Annotated in this window: 24 protein-coding genes and 1 pseudogene; 11 read left to right on the top strand and 14 right to left on the bottom strand. The window is 48.6% G+C overall.

The window, feature by feature from the left end; translation table 11 throughout:
* Positions 1 to 84: 84 nt before the first annotated feature.
* Positions 85 to 1,788, top strand: a pseudogene (locus ACTHRH_RS17580) (proline--tRNA ligase).
* Between the two features lie 163 nt (positions 1,789 to 1,951).
* On the opposite strand, the gene ACTHRH_RS17575 reads toward ACTHRH_RS17580, so the two are convergent.
* The gene (locus ACTHRH_RS17575) at positions 1,952 to 3,325 is read right to left on the bottom strand and encodes a UDPGP type 1 family protein (protein ID WP_440416817.1); all 1,374 of its coding nucleotides are present in this window, start codon (positions 3,323 to 3,325) and stop codon (positions 1,952 to 1,954) included.
* Between the two features lie 579 nt (positions 3,326 to 3,904).
* Between ACTHRH_RS17575 and ACTHRH_RS17570 the strand changes: the two genes are divergently transcribed.
* The gene (locus ACTHRH_RS17570) at positions 3,905 to 4,372 is read left to right on the top strand and encodes a DUF6323 family protein (RefSeq protein WP_144941154.1); all 468 of its coding nucleotides are present in this window, start codon (positions 3,905 to 3,907) and stop codon (positions 4,370 to 4,372) included.
* Between the two features lie 2 nt (positions 4,373 to 4,374).
* Positions 4,375 to 5,808, top strand: a complete 1,434-nt coding sequence (locus ACTHRH_RS17565) for a DUF6179 domain-containing protein (protein WP_440416815.1) — start codon at positions 4,375 to 4,377, stop codon at positions 5,806 to 5,808.
* Between the two features lie 164 nt (positions 5,809 to 5,972).
* On the opposite strand, the gene ACTHRH_RS17560 is transcribed toward ACTHRH_RS17565, so the two are convergent.
* Entirely contained in the window at positions 5,973 to 6,590 is a 618-nt protein-coding gene (locus ACTHRH_RS17560; RefSeq protein WP_440416813.1) for a nitrite reductase, read from the bottom strand.
* A gap of 341 nt (positions 6,591 to 6,931) precedes the next feature.
* Between ACTHRH_RS17560 and ACTHRH_RS17555 the strand changes: the two genes are divergently transcribed.
* Positions 6,932 to 7,882 (top strand): cation diffusion facilitator family transporter, encoded by a 951-nt coding sequence (locus ACTHRH_RS17555; RefSeq protein ID WP_144941160.1) that lies wholly within the window; start codon positions 6,932 to 6,934, stop codon positions 7,880 to 7,882.
* Between the two features lie 125 nt (positions 7,883 to 8,007).
* On the opposite strand, the gene aac(2')-IIb is transcribed toward ACTHRH_RS17555, so the two are convergent.
* From aac(2')-IIb to ACTHRH_RS17540, 3 genes are all read right to left on the bottom strand, one after another.
* On the bottom strand, positions 8,008 to 8,727 hold the full coding sequence (gene aac(2')-IIb / locus ACTHRH_RS17550) for a kasugamycin N-acetyltransferase AAC(2')-IIb (RefSeq protein WP_440416811.1): 720 nt from the start codon (positions 8,725 to 8,727) through the stop codon (positions 8,008 to 8,010).
* Positions 8,728 to 9,029: 302 nt separating this feature from the next.
* On the bottom strand, positions 9,030 to 9,554 hold the full coding sequence (locus tag ACTHRH_RS17545; RefSeq protein ID WP_440416809.1) for a GNAT family N-acetyltransferase: 525 nt from the start codon (positions 9,552 to 9,554) through the stop codon (positions 9,030 to 9,032).
* A gap of 118 nt (positions 9,555 to 9,672) precedes the next feature.
* Positions 9,673 to 10,272 carry a short chain dehydrogenase gene (locus tag ACTHRH_RS17540; protein WP_379286365.1) on the bottom strand — a complete coding sequence of 200 codons (600 nt, stop codon included), beginning with the start codon at positions 10,270 to 10,272 and terminating at the stop codon, positions 9,673 to 9,675.
* A 256-nt stretch (positions 10,273 to 10,528) separates the two neighbouring features.
* Between ACTHRH_RS17540 and ACTHRH_RS17535 the strand changes: the two genes are divergently transcribed.
* Entirely contained in the window at positions 10,529 to 11,320 is a 792-nt protein-coding gene (locus tag ACTHRH_RS17535) for a class I SAM-dependent methyltransferase (RefSeq protein ID WP_440416807.1), read from the top strand.
* Between the two features lie 252 nt (positions 11,321 to 11,572).
* Positions 11,573 to 12,760, top strand: coding sequence for an MFS transporter (locus ACTHRH_RS17530; RefSeq protein ID WP_379286367.1), 1,188 nt, complete (start codon positions 11,573 to 11,575; stop codon positions 12,758 to 12,760).
* Positions 12,761 to 12,812: 52 nt separating this feature from the next.
* On the opposite strand, the gene fosB is transcribed toward ACTHRH_RS17530, so the two are convergent.
* Positions 12,813 to 13,241, bottom strand: coding sequence for a metallothiol transferase FosB (gene fosB, locus ACTHRH_RS17525; protein ID WP_440416805.1), 429 nt, complete (start codon positions 13,239 to 13,241; stop codon positions 12,813 to 12,815).
* Between the two features lie 330 nt (positions 13,242 to 13,571).
* Here fosB and ACTHRH_RS17520 point away from each other — a divergent pair, with 330 nt between their 5' ends.
* Together ACTHRH_RS17520 and ACTHRH_RS17515 are read left to right on the top strand one after the other, a co-directional pair.
* Positions 13,572 to 14,168, top strand: a complete 597-nt coding sequence (locus tag ACTHRH_RS17520) for a hypothetical protein (RefSeq protein WP_379286369.1) — start codon at positions 13,572 to 13,574, stop codon at positions 14,166 to 14,168.
* A gap of 149 nt (positions 14,169 to 14,317) precedes the next feature.
* Positions 14,318 to 15,076 (top strand): (S)-benzoin forming benzil reductase, encoded by a 759-nt coding sequence (locus ACTHRH_RS17515; RefSeq protein ID WP_440416803.1) that lies wholly within the window; start codon positions 14,318 to 14,320, stop codon positions 15,074 to 15,076.
* 369 nt (positions 15,077 to 15,445) lie between these two features.
* On the opposite strand, the gene ACTHRH_RS17510 is transcribed toward ACTHRH_RS17515, so the two are convergent.
* Both ACTHRH_RS17510 and ACTHRH_RS17505 read right to left on the bottom strand, forming a co-directional pair.
* The gene (locus ACTHRH_RS17510; RefSeq protein ID WP_225312782.1) at positions 15,446 to 15,766 is read right to left on the bottom strand and encodes a hypothetical protein; all 321 of its coding nucleotides are present in this window, start codon (positions 15,764 to 15,766) and stop codon (positions 15,446 to 15,448) included.
* 153 nt (positions 15,767 to 15,919) lie between these two features.
* Positions 15,920 to 17,650, bottom strand: a complete 1,731-nt coding sequence (locus tag ACTHRH_RS17505) for a hypothetical protein (RefSeq protein ID WP_144940429.1) — start codon at positions 17,648 to 17,650, stop codon at positions 15,920 to 15,922.
* 327 nt (positions 17,651 to 17,977) lie between these two features.
* Between ACTHRH_RS17505 and yqeK the strand changes: the two genes are divergently transcribed.
* Entirely contained in the window at positions 17,978 to 18,592 is a 615-nt protein-coding gene (yqeK, locus tag ACTHRH_RS17500) for a bis(5'-nucleosyl)-tetraphosphatase (symmetrical) YqeK (RefSeq protein ID WP_440416800.1), read from the top strand.
* Between the two features lie 181 nt (positions 18,593 to 18,773).
* A complete protein-coding gene (locus tag ACTHRH_RS17495; protein ID WP_440416798.1) occupies positions 18,774 to 19,688 on the top strand; it encodes a stalk domain-containing protein in 915 nt (304 codons plus the stop codon).
* A gap of 45 nt (positions 19,689 to 19,733) precedes the next feature.
* Here ACTHRH_RS17495 and kapB read toward each other — a convergent pair whose 3' ends face one another.
* The 5 genes from kapB to ACTHRH_RS17470 all read right to left on the bottom strand — a co-directional run bounded on the left by kapB (position 19,734) and on the right by ACTHRH_RS17470 (position 22,682).
* Positions 19,734 to 20,129 carry a sporulation phosphorelay system protein KapB gene (kapB, locus tag ACTHRH_RS17490; RefSeq protein WP_440416796.1) on the bottom strand — a complete coding sequence of 132 codons (396 nt, stop codon included), beginning with the start codon at positions 20,127 to 20,129 and terminating at the stop codon, positions 19,734 to 19,736.
* Positions 20,130 to 20,164: 35 nt separating this feature from the next.
* Positions 20,165 to 20,479, bottom strand: coding sequence for a thioredoxin family protein (locus tag ACTHRH_RS17485; protein ID WP_440416794.1), 315 nt, complete (start codon positions 20,477 to 20,479; stop codon positions 20,165 to 20,167).
* Positions 20,472 to 21,221: a DUF6483 family protein gene (locus tag ACTHRH_RS17480; RefSeq protein WP_440416792.1), complete on the bottom strand. Its 750-nt coding sequence runs from the start codon at positions 21,219 to 21,221 to the stop codon at positions 20,472 to 20,474. The genes ACTHRH_RS17485 and ACTHRH_RS17480 overlap by 8 nt, the downstream gene beginning before the upstream one ends.
* A 348-nt stretch (positions 21,222 to 21,569) precedes the next feature.
* Positions 21,570 to 22,091: a hypothetical protein gene (locus tag ACTHRH_RS17475; RefSeq protein ID WP_150960337.1), complete on the bottom strand. Its 522-nt coding sequence runs from the start codon at positions 22,089 to 22,091 to the stop codon at positions 21,570 to 21,572.
* A 111-nt stretch (positions 22,092 to 22,202) separates the two neighbouring features.
* Entirely contained in the window at positions 22,203 to 22,682 is a 480-nt protein-coding gene (locus ACTHRH_RS17470) for a glutathione peroxidase (protein ID WP_144940419.1), read from the bottom strand.
* 204 nt (positions 22,683 to 22,886) lie between these two features.
* Between ACTHRH_RS17470 and ACTHRH_RS17465 the strand changes: the two genes are divergently transcribed.
* Positions 22,887 to 23,087, top strand: a complete 201-nt coding sequence (locus ACTHRH_RS17465) for a hypothetical protein (protein WP_144940417.1) — start codon at positions 22,887 to 22,889, stop codon at positions 23,085 to 23,087.
* A gap of 537 nt (positions 23,088 to 23,624) precedes the next feature.
* On the opposite strand, the gene ACTHRH_RS17460 is transcribed toward ACTHRH_RS17465, so the two are convergent.
* Positions 23,625 to 25,241, bottom strand: coding sequence for an ABC-F family ATP-binding cassette domain-containing protein (locus ACTHRH_RS17460; protein ID WP_150960335.1), 1,617 nt, complete (start codon positions 25,239 to 25,241; stop codon positions 23,625 to 23,627).
* Positions 25,242 to 25,291 lie beyond the last annotated feature (50 nt).

The following is a 25,291-nucleotide window of genomic DNA, read 5'->3' as shown; positions in this document are numbered from 1 at the left end:
GCGCATTCGTCCCTGACGGATGCGCTTTTTTGCATCCTTCTTATTTGCTTCCAATCCAAATTTGTATCTTGGGAGGTTATATCTATGCTTCAAAGCAAGCTTCTAATCCCCACCTTGCGTGATGCGCCGTCAGAGGCGGATGTCGTGAGCCATCAGCTTATGCTTCGGGCGGGATTGATCCGGCCGCTGGCCGCCGGCATCTACACTTACTTGCCGTTAGGATGGCGAGTGCTGAGGAAAGTCTCCTCCATCATCCGGGAAGAGATGGATCGAATAGGCGCGCAGGAAATGCTGATGCCGGCAATGCAGCCTGCGGAGCTATGGCAGCAATCGGGGCGCTACTCTCTGTACGGTCCCGAGCTTGTGCGGCTATACGACCGCCATAATCGTGAATTTGCACTCGGCCCGACTCATGAGGAAGTGATTACTTCATTAATCCGGGATGAAGTCAATTCTTATCGCAAGCTGCCGATGATCCTGTATCAAATCCAGACTAAATTCCGGGACGAACGCCGGCCGCGATACGGCCTGCTGAGAGGCCGGGAATTTATGATGAAGGATGCTTATTCATTCGACGCGGATTGGGAAAGCTTGGACGAAACGTATCGGAACGTATACTATGCCTATACCCGTATCTTTGACCGCTGCGGGCTCACCTACCGGGTGGTGGAAGCCGATGCCGGGACTATCGGCGGAGAAGGCGAAACCCATGAATTTATGGCTCTGGCCGACATTGGCGAGGATACGGTCGCAGTCTGCGCGAATTGCAGCTATTCCGCCAATCTGGAGACGGCCTATACGAGGCATGGAGCGTCACCTGCGGAAGCAAGGACTGTCCCCAAGCCCGAGAAGATTCATACACCGGGGGTCCGCACCATCGATCAGCTGACAGCTTCGTTGGACATCGAGGCCGGGCATATTCTGAAGACGCTCATTTACATGGCGGACGGCCGCCCTGTCGCCGTGATTGTGCGAGGCGACCATGAAGTGAACGAAACCAAGCTTAAGAATGCTCTCCGAGCGGATCATATCGAGCTGGCAAATGAGGAAATAGTCCGTCAACATACGGGGGCCCCGATAGGATTTGCCTGACCTGTCGGCTTGAGCCTGCCCCTATGGATCGATCAGGAAGCCGCTATTATTGAATCCGGAGTCGCAGGTGCGAATGAACCGGATTATCATCTTCGCTATGTCGTTCCCGGGCGGGATTTCCCCTTGGAGCATATAGGCGATTACCGTAATGTAACGGAGGGAGATTCTTGCCCGCATTGCGAAGGGACTTTCAAATTTTATCGCGGGATCGAAGTCGGCCATGTTTTCAAACTGGGGACCAAATACAGCGCGGCTCTAGGGGCTGGCTTCTTGAATGCCGCAGGCCGGGAGAACCCGGTAATCATGGGCTGCTATGGAATTGGCGTCTCACGCATTCTGTCCGCGGTCATCGAGCAGAATCATGATGATGGCGGAATTCTGTGGCCGATGGCGATCGCCCCTTTCCATGTGCATTTGATTCCGGTTTCCGTTCAAGATCCGGTACAGCGAGGTCTTGCGGAAAAGCTTTACTATCGTCTGCAGGCAGAGGGCATGGAAGTGTTGATGGATGACCGGGAGGAGCGGCCCGGGGTCAAATTCAAAGACTCCGATCTGATCGGTATTCCTATAAGGATCGTAGTCGGCAAACAAGCCGGCGAAGGCTTGGTGGAAATTAAAGAACGAGGGCAGGCCGCTGCGGAAGTCATCGGTTACGAGGATGTTGTCACTCATGTCTTGGGAAGGATGAAGAGCTGAAGAAGTATCGGGATCTATCCCTCGGCCAATGAAGATTAGCTGGGCGGCAGTACTTTCGTCAGGCAGGTCTTCTATTCTGCCCCGTCCCAAACCCAAAAAACTCCTTGGCCCGATTTCCGGTCCAAGGAGTCATGCTTTGACAAGGATTTGCTTGACTATCCAGCTAGATGCTCCGTTCTTGCTCCAGCAGTTCGGAAATTTTCGAATGAAGCCCTTCACCGGCATAGGATATAAGCGGAGAGATTTCCACGGTCCGGCCCTCCAGCCGCTCCTCTGCTGCCCCGGCTTCCAGAAGCCATTTGCGGTGCAGCTCCAGGACAAGCTTCCTCGCTGTCTCCGGACTGTCTTCCCCTTCCTTGTTCTTGACCGGTGCGAATTCCTCGCTGCGGTTAACCTGCAGCACCGCCAGTTTATCTGCCAGCGGAAACAGGTCAAAGATGAACCGCTCGAACTTATACGCATTAGGCTCGGAAGGCTTGAGCGGATTACCTTGCTCATCGATAGCGGCTATCTTCTTATGAGCGGCATGATATGGCAGCGGATAATCAGCGCCCTTCTCGACGAAATCGAGGCGGAACAGATGCATCGAAATGTTGGCCTGGTCATACAACAGACGCCCTTCCTCATTCTGTGCCGTCATCATCTCGCGCGGCATATCGGAATATTCGATGACTGCGGGCCGCCCCCGGTTGAGGCAGACGATTCCCACCTTCTCTTCCGGATGGGATTTCGGAACGACTTTGCAGGCTGCAGAAGCCCCGCTGGAGATGGTGTATCCGATAAATTTCGGGTCCGCTACCTTCACCAGAGCATTGTCGACATTGTAATAAAATACCCATTCCACGCCCCGTGCTTTCATATCCGCCAATGCGCCGGAACGCTTGATGGCTGCGAAGCAATCCCCATTGCCGGCCGGGGCCAGACTGATCCGGTCTTTGTCAGCCAGCAATATTTTGCCCTCGGCATCTATGGCGGGCAGTACGCTCTGCTCGAAGAAGAAAATCGCTTCCCGGGGATAACCGAAATAATCCGCTTTCCGGAAAAATTCCGTTGTTTCCCCATCGTTTTCGGGGCTGGTCATCACATACCAAGGAATAGTTCGCCCCGCTTGCGAGCTCAAATTTAGTAGTCTCTCGGCCTGCAGCTGGAATAAAGATTTTCCGGAAGGAAGGCCAATATTGAAGGTTCCCTTAGGCCCGTCGTGGCCCAAGCGGCTTCCCTGTCCTCCCGCTACCACCAGAGCGGCCACCCGGCCTGAACGAAGCGCCTGCCAGCCGGCCTCCTCCTCCTGCTGTTTCCTCTCTTCACTGAATTCATCCCAGACTCCCGCTTCTATCGGAGTTAATTCATTTTCCATCTGCGCCGGGCTATCCGTCCTCTGATCGAATAACGCAGCTACTTGCTCGAAATCGAGAGAAAAAATCTGATCCAGCAGGCTCTCCTGAGCCTCGGCTGTCAAATCATGATAGAAATTCAATAAATGCTGTTGATTATACTGACGAAGCAGCGCTTCGGCTTGTTCCTTCCTGGACTTCATCTAATCTCCCCTCGTGCTTGAATGATAGATTAATAGCTTCCTAATAGAATAACCTTAGTGTCTCCCTCGGCAGAATGATGAAGCTTCGAATCACCGCCTCGTCTATTGTACCACATCACCGGAAATGGGAATCTATCCCTTAAGCCCCATTTTGGCCCACATGCCGCTAAAGGGGGTTATTTCGTAGTACCGAATGCCTATCCCGGCCGCAATCTATGCCCAAAATGTCCGATTCGTTAGGCATACTAAAAAAACGCGGGCAGCGTCCCGCGTTTGAATATTCCTTGGAATCTGATCAACCGATTCACGGTCCGGCCTATTTCCAAACCTATTGACGTTCTTTCCCGACGAAATCGGACGAAAACTAAAATTCAATCCGTCAAGCGTCAGATAGGTGTGGCGGATCGATAATCTCGGCCTCTGAAGTTGTTGCCCGGTCATCCAATTGACAAAACGAATAAATAAGGATAAAATAATTATTCGATAATTTAATCTAAATATTATACCACAATAATTTCTTTTTGTCAATAGTTTTTTTGTTTTGGTTTTTTATTCACCTGACCAAGGGAGGGAAATTTCATGCGGTTATCACGCTTATTCCACTCTTTGAACCAAACGGCTCAGGAGCAGGCAGTAATGGAGATTCTGGAACTTAATGAGAAGACCGCGCCGTTCGGTTTGATGCTGACGCCGGAGGAAGCCGCCCAAATGATCCATGTCAGAAATCAACTGCTTTACAGTTATGGCCGAGTAGAGTTGGGCTTCGAGGTCATCCGATCGTTAATCGACGGTTTTGCAGCCTCGCCCTATATAAACGATGAGAATTATGTCCCGACTCTAAATGAGCTGCAAGAGATTTTTTATTATCTAAAGAATGAAACGGAAGATCAGATCGGTGACGCCAGGCTGGTGGAAATCATGAGACAGCTCTTCGACGAGGAAAGCGGAGGCTCGTTGGAGCTGCTGAAGAGCAATCTGGAAGAGTACGCTTACCATTATAGAAGAGAAATGCAGCACAATGAATTTCTGCCAAAGGAGGAGGAATAAGCTTGAAGGGTCCAAACGGGCTGCCATCGCACATGACTCCGGTACGGATAAGGCCGAAGAACCTTAAGCCGAACCAGTACACGATATCCCTTATGGAGGATGGGTTGCGTTCAGGGCTGCTTAACCAACAGGAAGTTTACAGCATACAAAACCGCCTAATGATTATTTTGCAGAGTCTCATAGCACGCTATACGCAAGGAGAAAGCTCCTCGGTAGCTGCGGAAACGGCAGAAAGCCTCCTATCCTCCATCATGTATGCAATAGACGCGTATATGCAGAGCATCGAACATCCGGACCAAGCGATCACCTGTTTAAAAACCGGAAGTCTTCAAAAAATTTACGAAGCAGGAGTTGAACGGGTGCGTAAGTGCTTCGAAGATACTAAACAGCTATATCGGGAAGTCAGACGCAATAAGCTGGATGTCCCGGTGGACGCTTATAACATGACCATAGATGAATCCTTGCCTGTATTTTTCAAGAAATATGAAATTGTCTTCGATGCTCATCAGACGATGGCCAGCATCGACTATCCCTTAGCGATTGATGATATGCGAGTTCAGGGAGTCTTTTATATGAAGCAGTATTTGGAGCATCTAAAGATCGAAACCCGCTTTTGCCGCATGTTCAGTCAGGCGGATCTTCGTGAGCTGCTGGTGAATTTCGGGAGAGTGTGCAGATTTGATTACCGAATTGAATTGTTTAATATATTTGAGTTGGTACTGAACAATGCGATTTTTTCGATGCTGTCGGGAGCCGGTGCCCATCAACTTCAGATTTCAACAGCTTCATTCGAGCGATTAAATCGGCTGCTGTCGGAGACGGACCCTTCACAAGTTTCTTCAATGATTCAAGAAGCGATCCATCGTCTGCTGCAAGAGCGGCAAATCTGTGACCCTTCATTAGCGGATTACATGAACCGGTGCAAGAAGGAAGTCATACAGCGAATCGTCCATGCGGCGAAACATAACAGTCTGGAAGCCGTAATCATCACCCGTCAAGAGGAAACAATGAAGCCCATTGCATTTTCTGTTAGCGCAGAGGACCGTATAAGCGATGCCGAGCTTCGCCTAATGCTTGAAGAAATCAGACAATTGGAGGATAAGGAAGATAAGGCGAAGCTGATCAAATCGCGACTGCGTTCCCTGCACGACTTTCTGGATATACTGGAATCCGATTGTCTATATGAAGATGAATACGAAGCACTCTTTGAAACCTTTGGCGATATAGAACTGGCGGTTTTATTCAAAATTGTATTCTACGAATCAATCCGGAATGATCGAAAGCATTTGTTAACGATCATTAACGATACGGAAGTTAACGGAAGCGAATGGCAGACGTATTTTACTCACTATTTGAAGAGCTTGAGCCCGAACCGCCTTGGGTCCATTGAACTTCTAATTCATCATATCGATTATCAAGAAATAACTTTTCATTGATTATAACCGATTCGCAGGTAATCCCGGCCTATTTCACACCGAAAGCAGTGCCGGGGTTTTCCCACCTGCCCATCGTTACCACGAAGAAGTCATGCCATGCTTGGGCTTGAGCGCCAATCGCTTCGCAAGTCTTTCCGTCTAAAATTACCATTCCTCTATCCGAATTAATTTACCGCTTCTCTCAGCTTCTCCATGGTCATTCTCTCAATAAACTTCGAAAATTTCTCTTTCTTTCTGCCGTTTTGCTGAAAAAGCTTAATGAGCTGAAGAATGACCGGGATCAATTGTTCTGCAGCTAGACCCGACATAAACAGAACGCCAACGGTGGCTTTCAGGGACTTGCCCTCGCCGCCTACATAAATGTCATACTTGTCTTTCATTTTCACCACACCAATATCCTTCAGCAATGGTTCGCTCGTCCCCAAAGCACAGCCAGCATATCCTATCTTCAATGGACTCGGAACTTCATAACCGGCAATGGCGTCACCTAATGCTTTCGCTACATCAAGCCCCGCATCCTCGGCCCCCCGGCAAAAATTGCAAGCAATCAAGCTTTTGGTGAAAAATCCGGCAGGATGAATTTCCAGACCGGTCTCCCTCAGCTTTTGTTTTACTTCTTCCAAGTGATCTTCTTCCAGTTCCACATACAGTTGTTTAAAGGTGGTCAATTCGATCCTCGCGTCTTCGCCGACAATGGAACCGAGCACAGCCAGCTGTTCCGGTTTGAATAATGTTCCTCCGATTTCAAAACCGGGAGTGATCGCAAACTTCGTTCTTGACATCTGTCTCTCCTCCGATATCTATTCACTTCGCCGCTCGAACCAAGCCGAATGACTCATTTTATTGTTGGAATTCCAATCCCTTTCATTCCCGTGTCTTAACAAGAATGGGATGAAGCATGTTTTTTACCTTTGCTAGTTATTAGGATACCCCCGTATTGTATATTTGTCAATCGGTAATTTCTCTACTCCAACTTAAACTATTTTTAATGATTGTTAATCCTTGACAAAATTCATTCCACTCCTCATAATGTGAATATGAACATATGCTCATATATTAAATTTTGGAGTTGAGTGAATAATAACTTCTTAACAGGCCATTAACCTATCAGGAGGAGATTAGAATGCACCATCATCATAACCATTCCCACGACCATGGCCATCACCACCAACACGGGCACGGACATCATCATCACGACCGCAGCAGAGAAGGAAACAAAAAAGGGTTAACTATTGCTTTGCTCATCACTTCGGGTATTATGCTGCTAGAGTTTTTCGGTGGGTTAATAACGAACAGCCTGGCGCTCTTGTCTGATTCGGGACATATGCTGAGTGATGCCAGTTCGCTTTTGCTAAGCTTGATTGCCATTTGGTTTGCGACCCGGCCGGCCTCTCCCAACAAAACTTACGGGTTTTACCGTTTTGAGATTTTAGCCGCTTTGTTTAACGGAGTTACGTTATTTGTCATTGCCGGATTTATTACTTGGGAGGCCATTCAGCGTTTTTACGATCCGCCGACGGTTGCCAGCGGTTCGATGATGATTATTGCTTCCATCGGGCTTCTCGCCAATTTGTTAAGCGCGTGGACACTGATGCGCAAAGGCGATGTCAAAAACAACGTCAACCTTCGCAGCGCTTACCTGCATGTTATCGGTGACGCGTTGGGCTCTGTAGGTGCTATCCTTGCCGGAATCATCATGCTGTTGTTTGGCTGGTATGCTGCTGACCCTATTATTTCCGTGCTGGTTGCCTTATTGATCTTGAAAAGCGCTTGGGGAATTATTAAACATACGGTTCATATTTTGATGGAGGGCACGCCGATTACTATTGACCAAACGGAAGTGAAAGAAGCTTTGGGAAGCATCGACGGAGTGGTTGATGTACATGATCTGCACATTTGGACGATTACATCGGGACTGGATTCATTAAGCTGCCATATCCTCATCGAAGATCATATGGACAGTCAAAAAATTTTACAGGCCGCCATTCACATCATCGAGGAGAAATTTAAGATTCGGCATACCACCATTCAAATTGAAACTTCTGCAATTCATCACGAGGAAATGACCGTTTAACAGGTTCCGCCGTTTCTAAATATGGTAAACAAAACAGCGTCCCCTGAACCTTTCTTCATGGGACGCTTTACTTTTTCAATGTTGATGACGACAACCCATCTGTATTTAATTTGTCAGGGCTAGTTTTAAATAATTGTAAAATTGACTCCATATAAGGATAAGGCTGATTTTCTCGCGACACTTTGGGATGCGAAATTGTCCCATGATGTACTGTATAAAGGGAGTCTTCCCAGCCTCCGTACCTCTGTCGCCCATCCAGCAACGACGGCAGCGGCATATCCCCTACCACGATATCCTTCCAAGGTCTCAAGCCCTGCTTCATGTGCTCTGGAAGTGATGCGAACGCTGCGGCAGATGGACACGGCCCGCCCTTCGCGCACAAGCCCAATACAAGGCTGCGCGCTGTCTATTTCCGAAGTTAACCATTCGAAATCGCCATGCAAAAATTCCTTCATATTATCCCGGGTAATATTGATCACTTGCATGGCCGGCGCGGCCTGGGCCGGAACCAGATAACAGGGCCCCATCGTAAACCTTTCTCCTTGGAGAAGGCTCATATAGGCTTCAAAATGTTTCGGTTTCGTCCGAAAATCACTGACGATCGGTTCATCGGCACATAACTCTTCCAGCTGCTCAATAACCTTCTCCGGGACATCATACCGAAATCGGCAGCGAGCCGTCCCCTCTATAGTTCGACCCAAGAAAAAGCGGGCGGCGGGCTCCTCTCCTGACCAAGGCTCGTTTATAGTAAGCAGCCTCTTATTTCGGTCATGGGTAAACAGCGCTTCAACATGGAGCTCCATCAGTTCCACGGCGGTTGGTTTAATTTCTTCCCGATCCCTCAAGCTTTCACCTCACAAACCTCTCTATCTCTAATAACAGTCCCAGTGCATGTACCACTCCCATCCGTACGCGATCTGTACAAGTACAAATTGCCGTTGTCCCCAATCATAAAGCGAGGCTTATCTTCCGATGCAATCTGCATTACGTATTGGTACTCCTTCAATGAGATCGGAGATTGGATGTAGGACGGACAACCGCCGGTTTTAGTAAACGGCTCCATTCCGATGATTTCCCTCCCATTAGCCATGTTCGAACAAGCAGTCAGCAATTTCCACATCAATCCATTTACACCTTGTTCGCATCTTTAAGGTGCTTGCCGCCCACCGGCAGCCTTATAAACCTTTGTATACAAAATTTCTCTATACCGGACAAACTCCGCTTCCGTGAGAGATTGAGGATAGCTCATGATTTTAAGCGGCAAATCCGGCTGTCCTGTCTGAAGAGGCGGCTGCACATATTCGAAAGAATTGTGTTGAAACCCCAATCGCTCGTAAAAGCTTATTCTCCGCTGCGCCAAATCTGTATCAGGGGGTTCCACCTCCAGTATTACATGCTTTGCGGACTCTCCGATATATGCGCTCATTAATTTCCTTCCGATACCGCTCCCTCTAGTATCCGGATCGACGGCGATATGTTCCACGAAGCGGAACTGGGGAAATTCCCATACAGCCATGAAAGCAATAATGTCGTTATTGTCATCCGTTTCCGTAATGAGACGATAATGCGGATCGGCCAGCAGCTCCTTCTGTCCGGCATAAGTTCTCCGCTCACTGTCAGGAAATGAGGCTTTCATTATCGCGTAAACTTTATCAAATTCTCTAAGGTTCATAATGATCAGTTTCATCCTTATCTTAGCTGTTTTATAGGGCATGACGGACCCTACTATCCTTGCGCCAATAACTGAATGATCTTTGTTTCTTGGTTGTTTTCCTTCAACCTAAGGCCGGTTAATAGACCTCGTAGTTTTGTCCGGTTTGAGCTCCCTCTACACTTTTTCTATAGGCAAGTGCTACCCGGCTGGCAGGAACGGCTTCAAAGCCCGGGAAAAACTCACCATATTTGTCCCATGATTCTTGCAAAACGTTGGGGCTAACGCTATTGATGCGAATTCCCCTTGGCATTTCAATGGCTGCAGATTTGACGAACGCCTTAACACCTCCATTAGCCATTGCAGCAGATGCTCCTAGAGGAATCGGATCATCCATCATAATTCCGGTTGTTAAAGTGAAGCTTCCGCCGTCATTCATATACTCCATGCCCAAAAGTACCAGGTTAATCTGACCTTTGAGCTTGCTTTCGATTCCTATTTCATTTAACTCCGGGGTTAATTCCGTAATGGGTGCAAAATGTGCACCGCCTGTTGTACTCACTACGGCATCTATTTTACCGATTTGTTCATACATATTCTTAATACTAACAACGGATGTAATATCGACTGAAACATCCTGACCATTTCTTCCGGCACGAATGATTTCGTGCTTTTTTTCTAATTCCTGAATGACCGCTTGTCCGATCGTGCCGCTTGCTCCAACAACGACTATCTTCATTATCCAATCCCTCTTTCCGGTTGATAATTCGTTGCCATTATATTGTAGCACAATCCTGATATGACCCAAAAATGCGGCACCATCTTATGACGAATGAAGCTTAGGACTGCTTCGTCAGTCTTCCTTCATCCAGCCTGTATACAGTCCCTCCAAACCGCCAGGCTTTTATTTTTGCAGACTGCGTGGAATTTTATGGTATAATATATGAAACGAAGTTTCACCTAATAAAACCAATAGTGAGAGGAGCTCGTTTAAAATGCCGATCAACTTTCACGATGACAAAAACAGGCGGACCTATGCAGCAAGAATTTCCGATGAATCCTGGGTCTCTTTAATGAAAGAGATGGTGGAAGTATCGAATAAACGGGTTGCGGATATTGGCTGCGGTGGGGGCATTTACACGAAAGCTTTGATTGAAATGGGGGCAACTCAAGCTATCGGTGTAGATTTCTCGGAAGTAATGTTAAAAGGCGCGATGGAGAATTGCAAAAATACTCCCAACGCTGCATTCCTTCTTGGAAATGCTTATCATTCCAACCTGACTGCAAATGAATTCGATATCGTGTTGGAAAGAGCATTAATCCACCACCTGAGCGACTTGGATGCCTGCTTCAAAGAAGCCAACCGCATTATGAAAACTGGCGGCATTCTCATCGTTCAGGACAGAACTCCCGAAGATTGTTTGCTGCCCGGGGATGAAAATCATATAAGAGGTTATTTTTTCGAAAAATTCCCCCGATTGATTGAAAAAGAAATAGCTCGCAGGTATGACGTAAATCAAGTACAGCAAGCACTGGAATCGAATGGATTTCGTCTGGACAAAACGGTTTCCATCCGGGAGATAAGACGTGTGTATGATCATTTCGAAGCATTAAATACCGACTTACTTCTAAGAACCGGCCGCTCCATTCTTCATGAATTGACGGATGATGAACTTCTCGATTTGATATCGTTCATAAAAGATAAGCTCAGTGGTTATAAAGCTCCTATTGTTGAAAAAGATTCATGGACAATATGGTTTGCTGTAAAAATTAATTCCCGGTTTTAGAGGTAGCTTTTTATGCCAATTAGAAAGTGATTCATTTTAATGTTTAAATGAACTTCAACTTTCTAATGTGGTAAAAAAAGCTTTTAACGAAGCCCTTTCGAAGATGAATAACCCGGTATTAGAGGTAACTTTTTATGCCAATTAGAAAGCGGTTCATTTTAATGTTTAAATGAACTTCAACTTTCTAATGTGGTAAAATTAAACATAGACTGTAGCGCAAGGAATATTCATTTCTCGGAAGGAGCCTCCATCATGCGGTTATGGCAGGATTTGCGGGCGTTTCTAAAAATTAAAGGAGCCTGGGTTCTGGTGCTGACCCTGCTGTTCTACGGGATCGGGACAGGAATTCTCGCTCCTATGAATGCAATATATTTGCAGGATTCGGTAGGGCTTGGCAAGCTGGAGATCGCTTCGATTTACTCCATATCGCTGTTTCTGAATATGGTGCTGACGATTTCGGTCGGCATAGTAAGCGACCGGATGAAGCGCAAAAAAACGATTCCGCTCGTGGCGGCTGTCCTTTGCATGACCGGAATCATCATCTATATGGGCGCTTCCAGCTATGTGCCTGCTTTAATCGGAATGTGTCTCGCCATGGCTCCGTCCGGGATGATCATGGGGCAGCTGTTCGCCATGGCCCGCAGTCATTTTACGAAGTTCGCTCCGGATGTAGTGGAAATCTCGCAAATTTGGCTAAGGGCTACGTACAGCGTCGGCTTCTTTACCGGGCTGCTGTTGGGCGCGAATCTGTTCCTGATCGCCACTTTTCAAGGCGTGCTGTGGGGTAATTTGGCGGGGTATGCGGCACTGTTTGCGCTGTTATTGTTTTACCGGGAAATTACGGCCGACTCTTCCGCCGGCAAGAGAGCGGCTGGCGAACCCTTCTCGCTGGTTATGCTGTTTGCGATTTTACTGTTGTCCTGCGCCGACGCCATTCGCGGACTATATCTGCCGCTTGTGATTAACGTCCGGTTCGGCAACCCCGAATTGATGTCTTACATTTGGAGCACCCAGGCGGTCTTCGAGTTATTATTTATGACGATGGCCGGCTATTGGGCGGCTAAATACGGCAGCAAGCCGATTATTTTGCTTGGAAGCCTGTTTGCGCTGGGAACCTATGTTACATATACGGTAAGCGAATCCTTGCCGGTCTTTTTCATCGTACAGCCGCTGTATTCTTTTTTCGTCTCGGTGCTTTACGGTGTCGGTATGGGATATGTGCAGCGCATGTTCATTCACAGGACGGGATTCGGGGCCAGCCTGTATGTATTTATTTCCCAGACCGCATCTCTGATCGGATATTTCCTGCCTCTGCTGATCAAAGGCATTACGCCGCAAATTTTTTGGATTCCGGCGCTGCTGATCGTTCTTTCGATTATGCTGATGGTCAAAGTGCTATACAGCGAACGCATGAAACCGGGAAGAACGGTGGAAGGATGAAACCAGTGATGATAAAAAGAGCGAAAACCGCTATTCATACGAGAATCCGGATTTATTCTTCATAAAAGATCATATGTGATTTTTCGTCTTTGTAATACGTAAGCCTATCCTGTAATGTACCGGTATGAAATTCAAATTTATGTCCATCGGGATCCGTAAAATAAATGGACCTTTTATCCCTCTCATCCCGTTGACGGCCTGGGAGAATATGGACTCCCAGATCTTCAAGTTTTTTTACTATGGAATCAAAATCTTCCTCTTCCACGGTAAAAGCTATATGCGTATATGAATACTGAATCTCATTACGTGGAATGCTGTCCTCCACGTTCAATGCCAGCCATAATCCGTTCAAATCAAAATAAGCCAATTGTCTGCCTTTGACCAATAGCCTTGCGCTAAACACCTCCTTGTAAAACTTGATCGATTTTTCTAAATCAGTTACAGAAAAAAGCAGATGGTTAATGCCTCCGATTTTCAACATTCTTTCCCCCTCCGCCAATCTTGCGGCAAGCCTTTCAGCATAACCACTCCCCCATTATCGACTATCAATCCTTCTTCAAATTGTATCATGGATTTGGCTTATTAATTCCCGACATCGCCGCATGGCGGCATAATATTCCCCTGGCTTTAGCAGCAAGGAATTTGCCCAAGCTTCCCGGACCGTTTCGCATAAAGACGGCACGATCGCCTCCGCTGTACCTTTTCAACGACAAGCCGTAAACAATCGTCCGGGCGAATGCCGTGCGCGTTTGGCCCGAAGGGGCATAGGTTATAGCAACGGCATACGTCATAATGACAAGGAGGTCCGACGATGAGCCGACAACACCGCAGCCGCAAACGGAACGGTTATGTCACGGTTCCGCTCTTAAGACGGATGGCCGCCTCTATGGTCCCTTTCTACCGAAAAATTGCCGCCAGCCGCAGTTATGCCAAAACCTGGTCGTCCGCCGTGCGCAAAGCCGACCTGGACCGTCTGGAAAAGATGTTCTATAAGACCGCTCCGGTGACAAGAAGAAGGGCGTCCCTATCGACGAACGGCATCGGGTATATGATAGGCTTCAATACCAAAGCCCCTATCCATGAATATGTCAACGCCACCTCAATCCGCCCGGGGCACGTCCAATTCACTTTCAGCACCCCTATTCATCGTTTCATTTCCAGGGCTGTCCTTCCCCTTTACCGGGAAATCGCCTGTAATCGTAAATTTGCCGCGAAGCTGGTGAGAGCTATCCGTTGCAATGACAACCGGATGGCCGATTGCCTGGTTCGCTGCTGCGTCCGCACCAAAGCGCTGCATTTTGTTAGAATTGAAGATTCCGGCATTCTGATGGCCTTTAAGTTCTCCAAAGTCCCTTATCATTACTATAATGAATTTTACCGGTTCGATTTTGAACATATGGAAAAATAAGCAGAGGCGGCCTCTGGCCGCTTCTGCTTTAGCATGATCCCGTACTTAAGGGGAACGGAATAGCGTTCCAGCAATTTTGCGGCGATAGCCCAATCCGCCTTAATTTGATACACTGGTGCTTAGAATATCCATAGACAGGGGGACTTGCTTTGCAAAGAGCCATCATACTGACAGGCGCTTCCAGAGGGTTGGGACAAGCCTTGGCCAGTCAATTGCTGGAACCGGACCATCACTTGATCTGCCTGTCCAGAAGCCGTAACGATTCGCTTGCCCGGGAAGCCGCAGACAAAGAGGTCAAATTGGATTGGGTGACTATCGATCTGAATGAGGTAGACCTGCTGGAGGAACGAATCCGGGACATCATCGCTTCTATCGATCTGAGCCGCTTGGATTCCATTTATCTGATCAATAATGCCGGCGTACTGCAGCCTATTGGCCCTGTGGAAAACAACGACGGCGTGCAGATCGCGGACAATATCCGGATTAACCTGATCGCGCCGATGATTATTACATCAAGCTTTATCCAGCAGACCCGCCATCTCAAAATAGACAAGCGGATCCTTAACATTTCCTCGGGAGCAGGCAAGAAAACTTACTACGGCTGGAGCGGATACTGCACCTCCAAAGCGGGGTTGGACCATTTCACTAGATGTGTGGGAGCCGAGCAAGAGGAGCTGGAGCACGGGGTGAAAATCGTTTCCGTCGCTCCGGGGGTGGTAGATACCGATATGCAGGCGGAAATCCGGGCTTCCAAAGAAGAGGATTTTAAACAGGTGCAGCGGTTTATCGATTATAAGAAGCAGGGACTTCTGTACTCTCCGGAAGAGGCGGCCGCCAAGCTGCTCAAGGTTTTGCTGAGCGAATCTTTTCCTAACGGGCAGGTTATGGATGTCCGCGACTTGGAATAACCCAATGAAGTGCCGCTAGGCCTTCGATCACCATCGGGAGCGAAAATTTTAACGTTGTGCCGGCTTCGTTTACTACGACCTTCCAGCGGCAATCTTACATTGGGCGGCTTTTTACGATGACCACTATTGTTGTGTTCACACCATGCTTTTAGCCGTTGAGTCCCGTGTCCGCAGCAAAACCTGTGAAAATACATCTTTTTACTCGGTCCAAGGGTGATTGGGTGATTTTTTTTAGAAATTAATGTATTTTCTCTCCGCTTTTCTCCCCGAGTATTCTGAATCGCTTCTAAATGATGTATAATCGCAGGAATTCGTCCCGCGGTAATAGCGTAAAGGGTTCCTCCGCTTGGAGGAACCCTTACTTACTGCCTACCAGCTCCATTTACTGCTTTTCAGTCCGGCCTTCACTAGAATGGTATCGAGCAGAGACATTTTCTCCTTGCCCAAAGCTTGCTCCGTACATGCCGATTCCGGTTCATACTTTAGCTCCTGCGCCTTGCTCAAGGTGGAATCTGCCAAATTATTGGTCACCTTGGCTTGTTCAAAGCAAGAGGGAGCAATGTAAGTCTTATAGGTATGCTCCAATATGATTCTGGTTTTGCCTGGAGGCGATACATTGACCTTAATGAGGGTCAGGCAGAGGATCACCACTACTACCGCTACCATCACCAACATGGATTTGCTTCTCAAATTTGTCACCTCATATGTATCAAAGTCTTCTAAACGGCCAATCCCGCGTATAAGCAAGACACTATTCCATTTTTGACTTCCATAGTTTCGAATGTCAATCATTTTATCAAATATTCATTAATTGTTCAGAGTTATGCGGCCCAATTCCTTCCACTAATCCGCTATCAATCTCGTTTCCCATTCGATTACGGTACCGATTGCAGACGGAATGGGGATATTGATGATGCCGGATGCGGCCACTCCCGAGGCGGATAGCAGACTTCTCTCCAGGCCGATTTCGATTCCCGATGCCTGCCCGCATTCAAGGCGATAAGTCTGGCCCGCCCAGGACAACACCAACTGCTGCCTCGAAATCTCCCTTACCCGCAAGCCTTCCCGTCCATCGTGAATCAATAGGGGCAGCCTCTGTTGAAGGGAATGGATCATTCGCTTTAAGTGCAGGCGATATCTCCAAGAAAACCCTCTGTCCAGCATAACGATTTCTTTCCGACAATCCAGAGCTTCCGTTTGCCAATGCATGCTGATTCCTGTTGCATTGACCTCTGCTTCAACGTTCTCCGCTGTATCGGGAAAGCAATACCCGCCATTCTCGTCAACCAGCAGCACCCCTTCCCATACTCCATCTGCAAAGAATCGTTGATCCCGGGCTTCGTAGGCCGGCAGTCTGGGCTCTGCCAGAGGGAGCGGGTAACCGTCCAGCCGATAATGAAAGCCTTGCATGGCCGGAGTATATTTCCAGCTGTGCATCCGCAATGTACTGGCGAAGGATTGGCCCGGCCGCTTGATGAAGGCGAACCCGCTGTGGAAATCGAGCACACGACTCTCTTCGTGTATCCTGTACCCGCCCATTTCCGGAGTAAAAAACTTCCCGCCCCGGGCAAGCCAAAGCTCCGCCAATGCGATCCCGGTCATGCCCAAATTATTATACATATTAACGTGAGTATAGGTTTCAAATCCGACTCTCAGCCCGTGAGGCAAATAATTGGGGGTGCAGCTGTAGCTGCCGTCTTCTTTGCGGAATTTCAGCCAATATTCCCACGTTTTTTTGAAAATCGGCTCATTCTTTAAATTGGTGAGACTAAGAAGGACAGTGAGCGCCCCCCAGGTAAACATCTGATGACTGCTGCGTTCCGTCATGGCCAATGTCCCATCGGAAGCCATCGCGGGGAGCATCCAATCGATCCCCCGTGCGATCACGGATTCCGCCCGGGCTTTGAATTGTGCATGAACCGGCTTCCACCGTTCGATCGCTATGAGCGTCCCGGCTAGAATAAAAACAATGAACAAATGATAAGCAATCGGCATCCCGTCGAGAGAAATTCGCTCATGGGTCAGTTCATCGTTAATGAAATGACTGGGAAGCTGGGCCATTTCAACCATAGAGAGAAGGCTTTCCAACTTAACAGCATCCGCCTCCCGGAACCCGAGGGCATCCAGAAACAGCTCCATCCCCCATTGCAGAGCCGCACAATTCGTATTGATCTGCAAGCAGTCATCCTCGTATTTTGCATAAAAACCCTCGAATTCCATCCGACAGCGTTCGCGCTCCTCCTCCGGCAGAAGCAGCAGAGACATCAAGCTGTAATGGAATAAGAAGACCCGGCAGAAAGGCGAGACCCCTTCCCGGTCCTTAAGCAGCTCGACCGATCTGCGCACCATGTCCAGGCATGCTTCCAGATCTTCTGCACGTCCCTGATTCCGGTATGCGGAAGACAGGAGAACGGCCGCATTGCCGGGAGCGTAATTTTCACTGTAATGGGTTTCGAATGGATCCAGAACCCGGTTATCTTCTTCGGTCGTCCAGGAGCGAACCACTGGAATAAACTCGGATAAAACCTGTTTCATCGAAGCATGGACCTCTCGCCAGTCGGCTATAGCAGACATGATTATTCCTCCCTATTGCACCGTACGCCATGGTTACAAGTGCATTTTTCTTTTGTAGTTTTCGACATGCGGGCGGAGATTCCTTTGAGCTAAAGAGTAATGGACAATTTTTCGACGAGGAAGATGCGAAGAGCCAATGGAGCGGCAAGAAAAAGGACAAGCTTGCCAAGCAGGCGGCAATGCAAAAAAAATAATATCAAACAGATCGCTAAACCTGTGGTAAATTGTATACAAGGGGACTCGAATTTCCAGATTAGTGCATTATTCAATAGAGGCAACGGTGTCTCCAAAACCCCCAATCCATTAAAAGCAAGGAGGAAAATGACAATGAATCCTGTTCTTGAACCGTACACTGTTCTGGAAATGACGGGAAGCCTGGAGAAAGACGTCGCCGGCTTTCTCACCCGGCACCGGCGTCCCAAAACCGCAGAGCATTCCATAAACGTAGGACGCAAAGCCAGAGAACTGGCCGCCCGGTTCGGTGCCGACCCCGATCAGGCTGAAGCCGCGGGTTACCTGCATGATATTAGCGCCATATTTCCCAATGAGGAGCGGATAGAAGTTTCCCGGCAGTTGGGAATCGAGGTGCTGCCCGAGGAGGAGCTCTTCCCTATGATTATTCATCAGAAAATGTCCCGGGTGATGGCACGAGAACTGTTCCATGTAACGGACGAGCCGATTTTAAGCGCAGTGGAATGCCATACCACCTTGAAGCCGGGCTCCTCGCTAATGGACCGCATCGTTTTTGTCGCCGACAAGATTGCATGGGACCAACAGGGCATACCTCCTTATTTGGATAGCCTGCTTGATGAGCTGGATCATTCAATAGCCCATGCTGCATTGGTATATTTGGAATTTCTGTGGGACAGAAGGCATAATCTGAAGGTTCTCCATCCTTGGGCAGAAGCCGCTTACAAGGAATTGCTTGCGGAATGCAGATGAGATAAACTATCGGCCGGAAATCGGAAACTGATATGTTTAGTGAATTTCCAAAATAAGCAGAACAAGAGAAATGGATTAAAGCGACTGCTTTAAGTAATAGGTGAACGTACCTCCCTTAAAAAGCTCTTTTTCTTCGAAATCTTATAGGACAACCAGATCGCAATAAGAAGGTGGAGTAGAAATGAAGAACATAGGAAAATGGATCACCTGCTGGTTCACCCTTTGCCTGACGGCATTCATGCTGTATCCCGGAGGCTCAGCAGCCCAGGCAGAGCAAATTACAATCAAGATTAATGGACAACCCGTTTCTTTTCCTGACATGGGGCCGGCCCGGATAGACGGCAGAGTACTAGTGCCAATCCGACCGGTGATGGAAGCTATGGGTGCCGAGGTGAAATGGAATAATGAGAGCCGGTCCGCAGAGGTTGCATTGAATGAGACCTCTGTAATGATCATGCTGAATTCCCGATATATTCAAAGCTCGATGCAAGGGGAAGCGTTCTCCCTTGTGGCTCAATTGGATGTGCCGGCCATGCTGCTGGAAGAACGAACGATGATTCCTCTCCGGGCAAGTGGAGAGCTGCTTGGTTATACCGTAAACTGGGACGAGTCCACCTTGACCGCGGAGCTGACGCCGAATGGAACGGAAGCCACAGCTTTCTCCTTCCCCAGCTATCCGGCGAAGGGAGATATTAAACAGATGAAGGAAGCCGAGCTGGATGCCTTCTTCCTGACGAACGGCGTCAGAACCAAGCATGGAGCATCGTTCCCCCTTGGGCTTCACGTGGAATTAAGCAAGGTCGCAAGGGAGAAATCCAAGGATATGAGCGACAACGGATATTTCGATCATACTTCTCCTTCCTATGGGAGTCCCTTTGATATGATGAGGTCGTTCGGCTTGAAGTTTCAGAGTGCCGGCGAAAATATAGCTATGGGCTACCCGTCAACGGAAGAGGTCATTTGGGGTTGGGAGCAGAGTCCCGGTCATCTGATCAATATCGTTTCGGAAGATTTCGATTATGTTGGCATTGGCAGCCACGAAGGCTCGAGCAGCACTTATTGGACTCAGCAATTCATGCATGAATTTGGCCATTAGAAGGAAAAAAATCCCGAGTCAGAACGGACTGACCGGGATTTTCGTTTATGATTCATCCGGAAAATATTCTTTTTGCAGTGCTTCCAGCTCCGCCAAGCATTTCTGCGAGAAACGGATCGTTTTATCCAAAGCGGCCATATCCGCTCTTAGCGCATCTTTCAAAGAAGATTCGTAATCAGGGACTGTGCCGGAATAGGGCTGGATAGTATCTATCGGCATCAATGCGATTTCCTGGTCGGCCAGAGCCCTTCTTTGATGAAAATACGAAACATCGGGACTCATCGGATGATGCAAGTTGCCCTGCATAGGATGCTTAAGCACGGCCAGAACTTGAACAGCCGCTTTGGTCCCCTGCGGATTCCAGTCGATAATCTTGCCGATATACCGGCCCGTTTTATATTCCGCCTGCACAATTTCTCCAATCGGATAAACCTCTGCCATAAAACCATCTCCTTTCTACTTTCGTCAATTGCTTCTTATTCCTTGGCTTGCATGAGAAACCGGTACAACGTATCTGCCGATTCGATCCGGTTCAGCCGCCGGGTACATTGCCATTTGTCAAAAAGCAGAACGCACGGAACCGTTGCAATCCGCCATCTGCTGACCGCCATCGGGGCGAAGTTCAGGTTGCACCGGTAGACGGGCAGACCGGGCAGCGCTTCGGACGCGATCTCAAGCATTCGTCCGGCCAGCTTGCAGGTCCCGCAGAACGGGGTATACAGGAAGACGGCGAATGCATCCTCCGATGCGTTTACCTTCTGAAACCATTCCTCTTCTGTAATCTCAGTCATGACCATTCGCTCCGCTGTGTCTATCGGATTGAGAACAAGATGCGAGGGCAACGGATACCACGTTCTCACCCTGCCGCTGCTCTTCGATCGCTTGAAGCTCCCTCACAGCTTCCAGTACTTCTTCCCTTGGCAGATCGCCTTGTTGAAGCGCATCGTCCGGAAGCTCCAGGAGACGCTCATACATTGCTTTTCCGAATCGGATGGCTTTAGCTTGATCCATGGCAGCATTCTCCAACCATTCAAACAACCGGTCCTCCGCCCTCGAATAACGTCCCGTTTGCTCGTAATACAGACATATTGCCTGCAAGCAATCTTCTTCCAAGGAGTAGGAGTCCAGGCGCCCCAGCAGTCCGTCGGTTTCCTCAGCCAAGTCCATATAATCGCAATGGGTAATTCCCAATCTGCGAGCCGCCAGCAGCAGCATGAGCGATTTGACATACAGCGGATATGCGGCATCCCGCCCGTATCTGCTCTCGGTCAGCTCACCGTCCTCTCGCAAGACCCGGGCTACAATCAACAGCTTGTCGGTGTCGGTCCCGTTGCCGCTGGTCAACAGCCGGATCAAATCCTGGTACGACAATGCCCGGATCAGCTTCAAGCTCATGCCGAGGGAGCGTCCCAGCCACTCCTCCATGATCGCTTCCGCCTGCTCGTGCTTCTGCTCCTTTCGCAGCCCGGCCATCCGGCCAAGCATCTGGGTCATCTGACCGATAAGCCGCATCAAATAATCTCTGTGATACACATCCGGTCCCCCTCATTATGCAGCGGTTGTCTAAAAATGTGTTGGGGCTTATTAACATCCGCGCCGTAATCGGACTCCAATTGCTCCGCCAGTAATATGAAGATGGCGGCCAATACAAGCAATAGATAGTGCATGTCAATTGGCAAAAACCGGGCAAATTGTGTAAAAGACGAGCAAAACTGCAGGTCTATCGCCGTAAAAATTGCCAAATCAGATAAATGGAGAATTCACCTGCACAATTGCATGTCTGTAGCCAATTTTAACCAATGTCCTTTCCAAAGACCTGTACTTTTGCAGATGTTTGTCAGCACATTAACCCGGACGGAAAGCCAACCCAGTCTCCCCCGTTCATCTGCCGCAAAGGTCATTTAATTGGCTGAGCGATTGCATAATATTCTCGATCAGACGCGGAATATCTTCTATCACTTCTTCCCCGAACTTCCTTCCGAAATCAATGGCCGTCTCATTCCGGTAATCCCGGGAGGGCTCACCGTATACGTAGGAAAGGGTTTGAGTTATACGGTATTCGGTGCCCCACAGCTCTTCCAGAATAGACCTTATGGCGCGGCAGGCTTCTTCGTCCTTCACTCTGGAGAAGAACCGGACCGTCAGATTGCAGCCGGGTTTCATCGTTTCTATTTCCATTATCTCGGAAGCCAGATCGGCCGTGCCGGCATGCAGCTCCATTTCTGCGCTGACAACTCCATCCCGGTCCCGTTCAGTGAAACGAACAGAGTAGGAACGGGCCAGCACGGCCAAATCTACGCGGTCGCTTCGGTCTATAATTGCAATCCTTCCGGCCAAATCCCAATCATAGACGGCCCCTTCAAGGACGACTTTAATATTGTCATAAATGGTCGGGTCAAACAATTTTTCTACCTGCCTTTAATCCCGTGATTGAATTGCATAGTCTATTCGATTATATCCGTTACACTACGGGAAACTGCGAGCACTACCGCCGTCCCATTGCAGCGCGAACGATTACAGCGCCTTCTCGACATCGGACAACAGAACGGGGTCCTCCGGGCCCGTCCGGCTGTCGTAGCGAGCCAGCAGTTGGCCATCGCGCGAAATAAGGAATTTCTCGAAATTCCACTTCACTTCTTCGCCGGACTCTGAAGCGTCCGTAAGCCATTGATAGAGCGGATGCTTCTGCTCTCCTATCGCATGTACCTTCTCCATTACTTCGAAGGTTACATCGTATCTCGTCCGGCAGAAGGTCATGATTTCCTCCATCGTTCCGGGCTCCTGTCCGCCAAAATCGTTGGAAGGGAAGGCCAGCACGGTTAAACCGCGGTCCTTGTATTCCCGATGCAGCTTCTCAAGCCCTTCATACTGCGGTGTAAAACCGCATTGAGACGCCACATTGACAAGAAGCAGCACCTTTCCTTTATACTCCGCCATCTTTACAGGCTGTCCGTCCGCTCTATTCACAGTCAGATCATAAATACTCTCTTTCATATAGAATCCCTCCTGAAGGTTTATGTAATATCATCCATACTTGCAGAATTACTGTTTTCCCTATTATACCAGCAACAAACCGTCGAATCTAATCCGGGCAAAACATAAAAATACATAAGAAAATCCGTTAAGAATAGTTGATGATCGCCACCAAAACCATTAAAATGGTGACAAAAACGTAGAAGACAAGGAAGGGATACGACAATGACGGACTCCACCCAATCCGAAAATCCGCAGCAACCGAAAAAAATCAGCTTGGCGGATGCCGTACGCAATAAGCTCGCTCAGAAGAAGCAGGCCCAGAGCCAGAGCAACAAAAACTTCGGCCCGCAAGAAAATCAGGTCCTGAAGAGCCAAATGACCAAGAAAGTCAACAATCAGCGGCGGCGGACCGGAGGCAGTTAATGTTCCCCGAAAGTTAGATAATCAAACCGGGGGGCGTGACGTGAAGAGTGCCGATCAGTACTTTTCACGTCATTTTTTTGTGCAGGATGAGTATGAGCCCTGTAAAATCCACCTACTGTGACGTATGCAGGGGAAAGCCACACGTCGCATCCGGGTCGGTAAATACATCGCAAAGACGAGCAAAAATACATTAAAATCGCGCCTTTTTCCAAAAAGAGGGTGAAAGACGCTCAAATGTGCCGGTCTTTTCGGCAAAATGCGGCCATTTCGCAAAAATCGCTCCAAAGACCTGCATTATCGCTTTAGAATAGGGCACTACGCGGCTTTTTCCAGAAAAGACCTGCAGTTTTGATTGTCTTTTACACCATCCGGTGGACAACCGAGGCTGTCTCATAAGTCGATTTATGATTTTTCAAGCCCAACCTAGAGTTAAAGTTGGCTGCTAAAAAAGGACCCCGTTCCCACTCACAGTGGGATTTGAGGTCCTTTTTGCTTCCCCGTTTAGCCCTTCCTACCGGGACCACCCGGTCGTGCCTATTATACGCCCAGAAGCTGCTCCCTCTGTTTTTTCACATCGGGATGATCTAGGTACTCATCATAAGTCATCTGCTTATCGATCAGGCCATTAGGCGTTATTTCGATAATGCGGTTCGCGATCGTCTGAATGAATTGATGGTCGTGGGATACGAAAATAAGCGTCCCGTCAAAATCAATCAGGCCGTTGTTTAACGCGGTGATCGACTCCAAATCCAAGTGGTTGGTCGGCTCATCCATCAGAAGAACGTTGGCCCCCGACAGCATCATCTTGGAGAACATGCAGCGCACCTTCTCTCCTCCGGACAGTACGCTCGATTTCTTCAACGCCTCTTCCCCGGAGAAAAGCATCCTTCCAAGGAATCCGCGGATGAAAGACTCGTCCTGCTCCTTGGAAAACTGTCTAAGCCAATCGACCAAAGTCAGGTCGTTCTCGAAATAGCGGGCGTTATCCTTCGGAAAATACGCCTGGGTAGTGGTGACCCCCCAAGTATAGCTTCCTTCATCCGCTTCCATTTCTCCCATCAAAATTTGGAACAGCGCCGTCTTGGCATTGCCGTAGGGTCCGACTAAAGCGATTTTGTCCCCTTTATTTACGACAAAGCTAACTTTGTTCAACAGCTTCTCGCCATCGACCTGCTTCGAAATGCTGTCCACGGTCAACAACTGCTTGCCTGCTTCCCGCTCCGGCTTGAAATGGATGTACGGGTATTTACGGGAAGACGGCTTGATGTCATCCAGCGTCAGCTTCTCCAGCAGCTTCTTCCGGGAGGTCGCTTGCTTCGATTTCGAAGCGTTGGCGCTAAAGCGCTGGATAAAAGCTTCCAGCTCCTTCCGCTTTTCCTCCACCTTCTTATTCGCTTCCTTGGCCAGCTTCAGAGCGAGCTGACTGGATTCATACCAGAAGTCATAGTTTCCGACATACATCTGAATTTTACCGAAATCAATATCGGCGATATGCGTACAAACCTCATTCAGAAAATGCCTGTCATGGGATACGACAATAACGGTGCCTTCATAGCCGTCCAGGAAATTCTGCAGCCAGCGGATCGACTCGAGATCCAGATGGTTGGTCGGCTCATCCAGCAGCAAAATATTCGGCCGTCCGAACAAAGCCTGAGCCAGGAGTACGCGAACCTTCTCGTTCCCGCTTAGCTCCTTCATCTTCTGATCGTGCAGCTCCTTGGGTATCCCGAGACCCATAAGCAATTCAGCGGCATCCGATTCGGCTTCCCAGCCGTTCAATTCCTGAAATTCGCCTTCAAGCTCGGCCGCCCTCATCCCGTCCTCGTCGGAGAAATCTGGCTTGGCATACAGAGCATCCTTCTCTTCCATAATTTCGTACAGCCGGGTATGCCCCATGATGACCGTCTTTAACACTTCAAATTCATCATATTCGAAATGGTTCTGCTTCAAAACAGCGAGTCGTTCGCCCGGCGTTATATGAACTTCTCCGTTCGTCGGCTCGATCTCTCCGGACAATATTTTAAGAAAGGTCGATTTGCCCGCGCCGTTAGCGCCGATCAACCCGTAGCAGTTTCCTGGAGTAAATTTAATATTAACGTCTTCAAAAAGTGCCCGGCTGCCGAAGCGCAGCCCTAAATTACTTGTGCTGATCATTTATAGGAACCCCCTTCGCAAGGATCATTCTTATTCCGCAACAGCCTTCC

This window comes from Paenibacillus sp. SAFN-117, from assembly GCF_051966115.1.
GTDB lineage: Bacteria > Bacillota > Bacilli > Paenibacillales > NBRC-103111 > Paenibacillus_L > Paenibacillus_L residui.
This window is presented reverse-complemented; position numbering and strand designations above follow the sequence as displayed.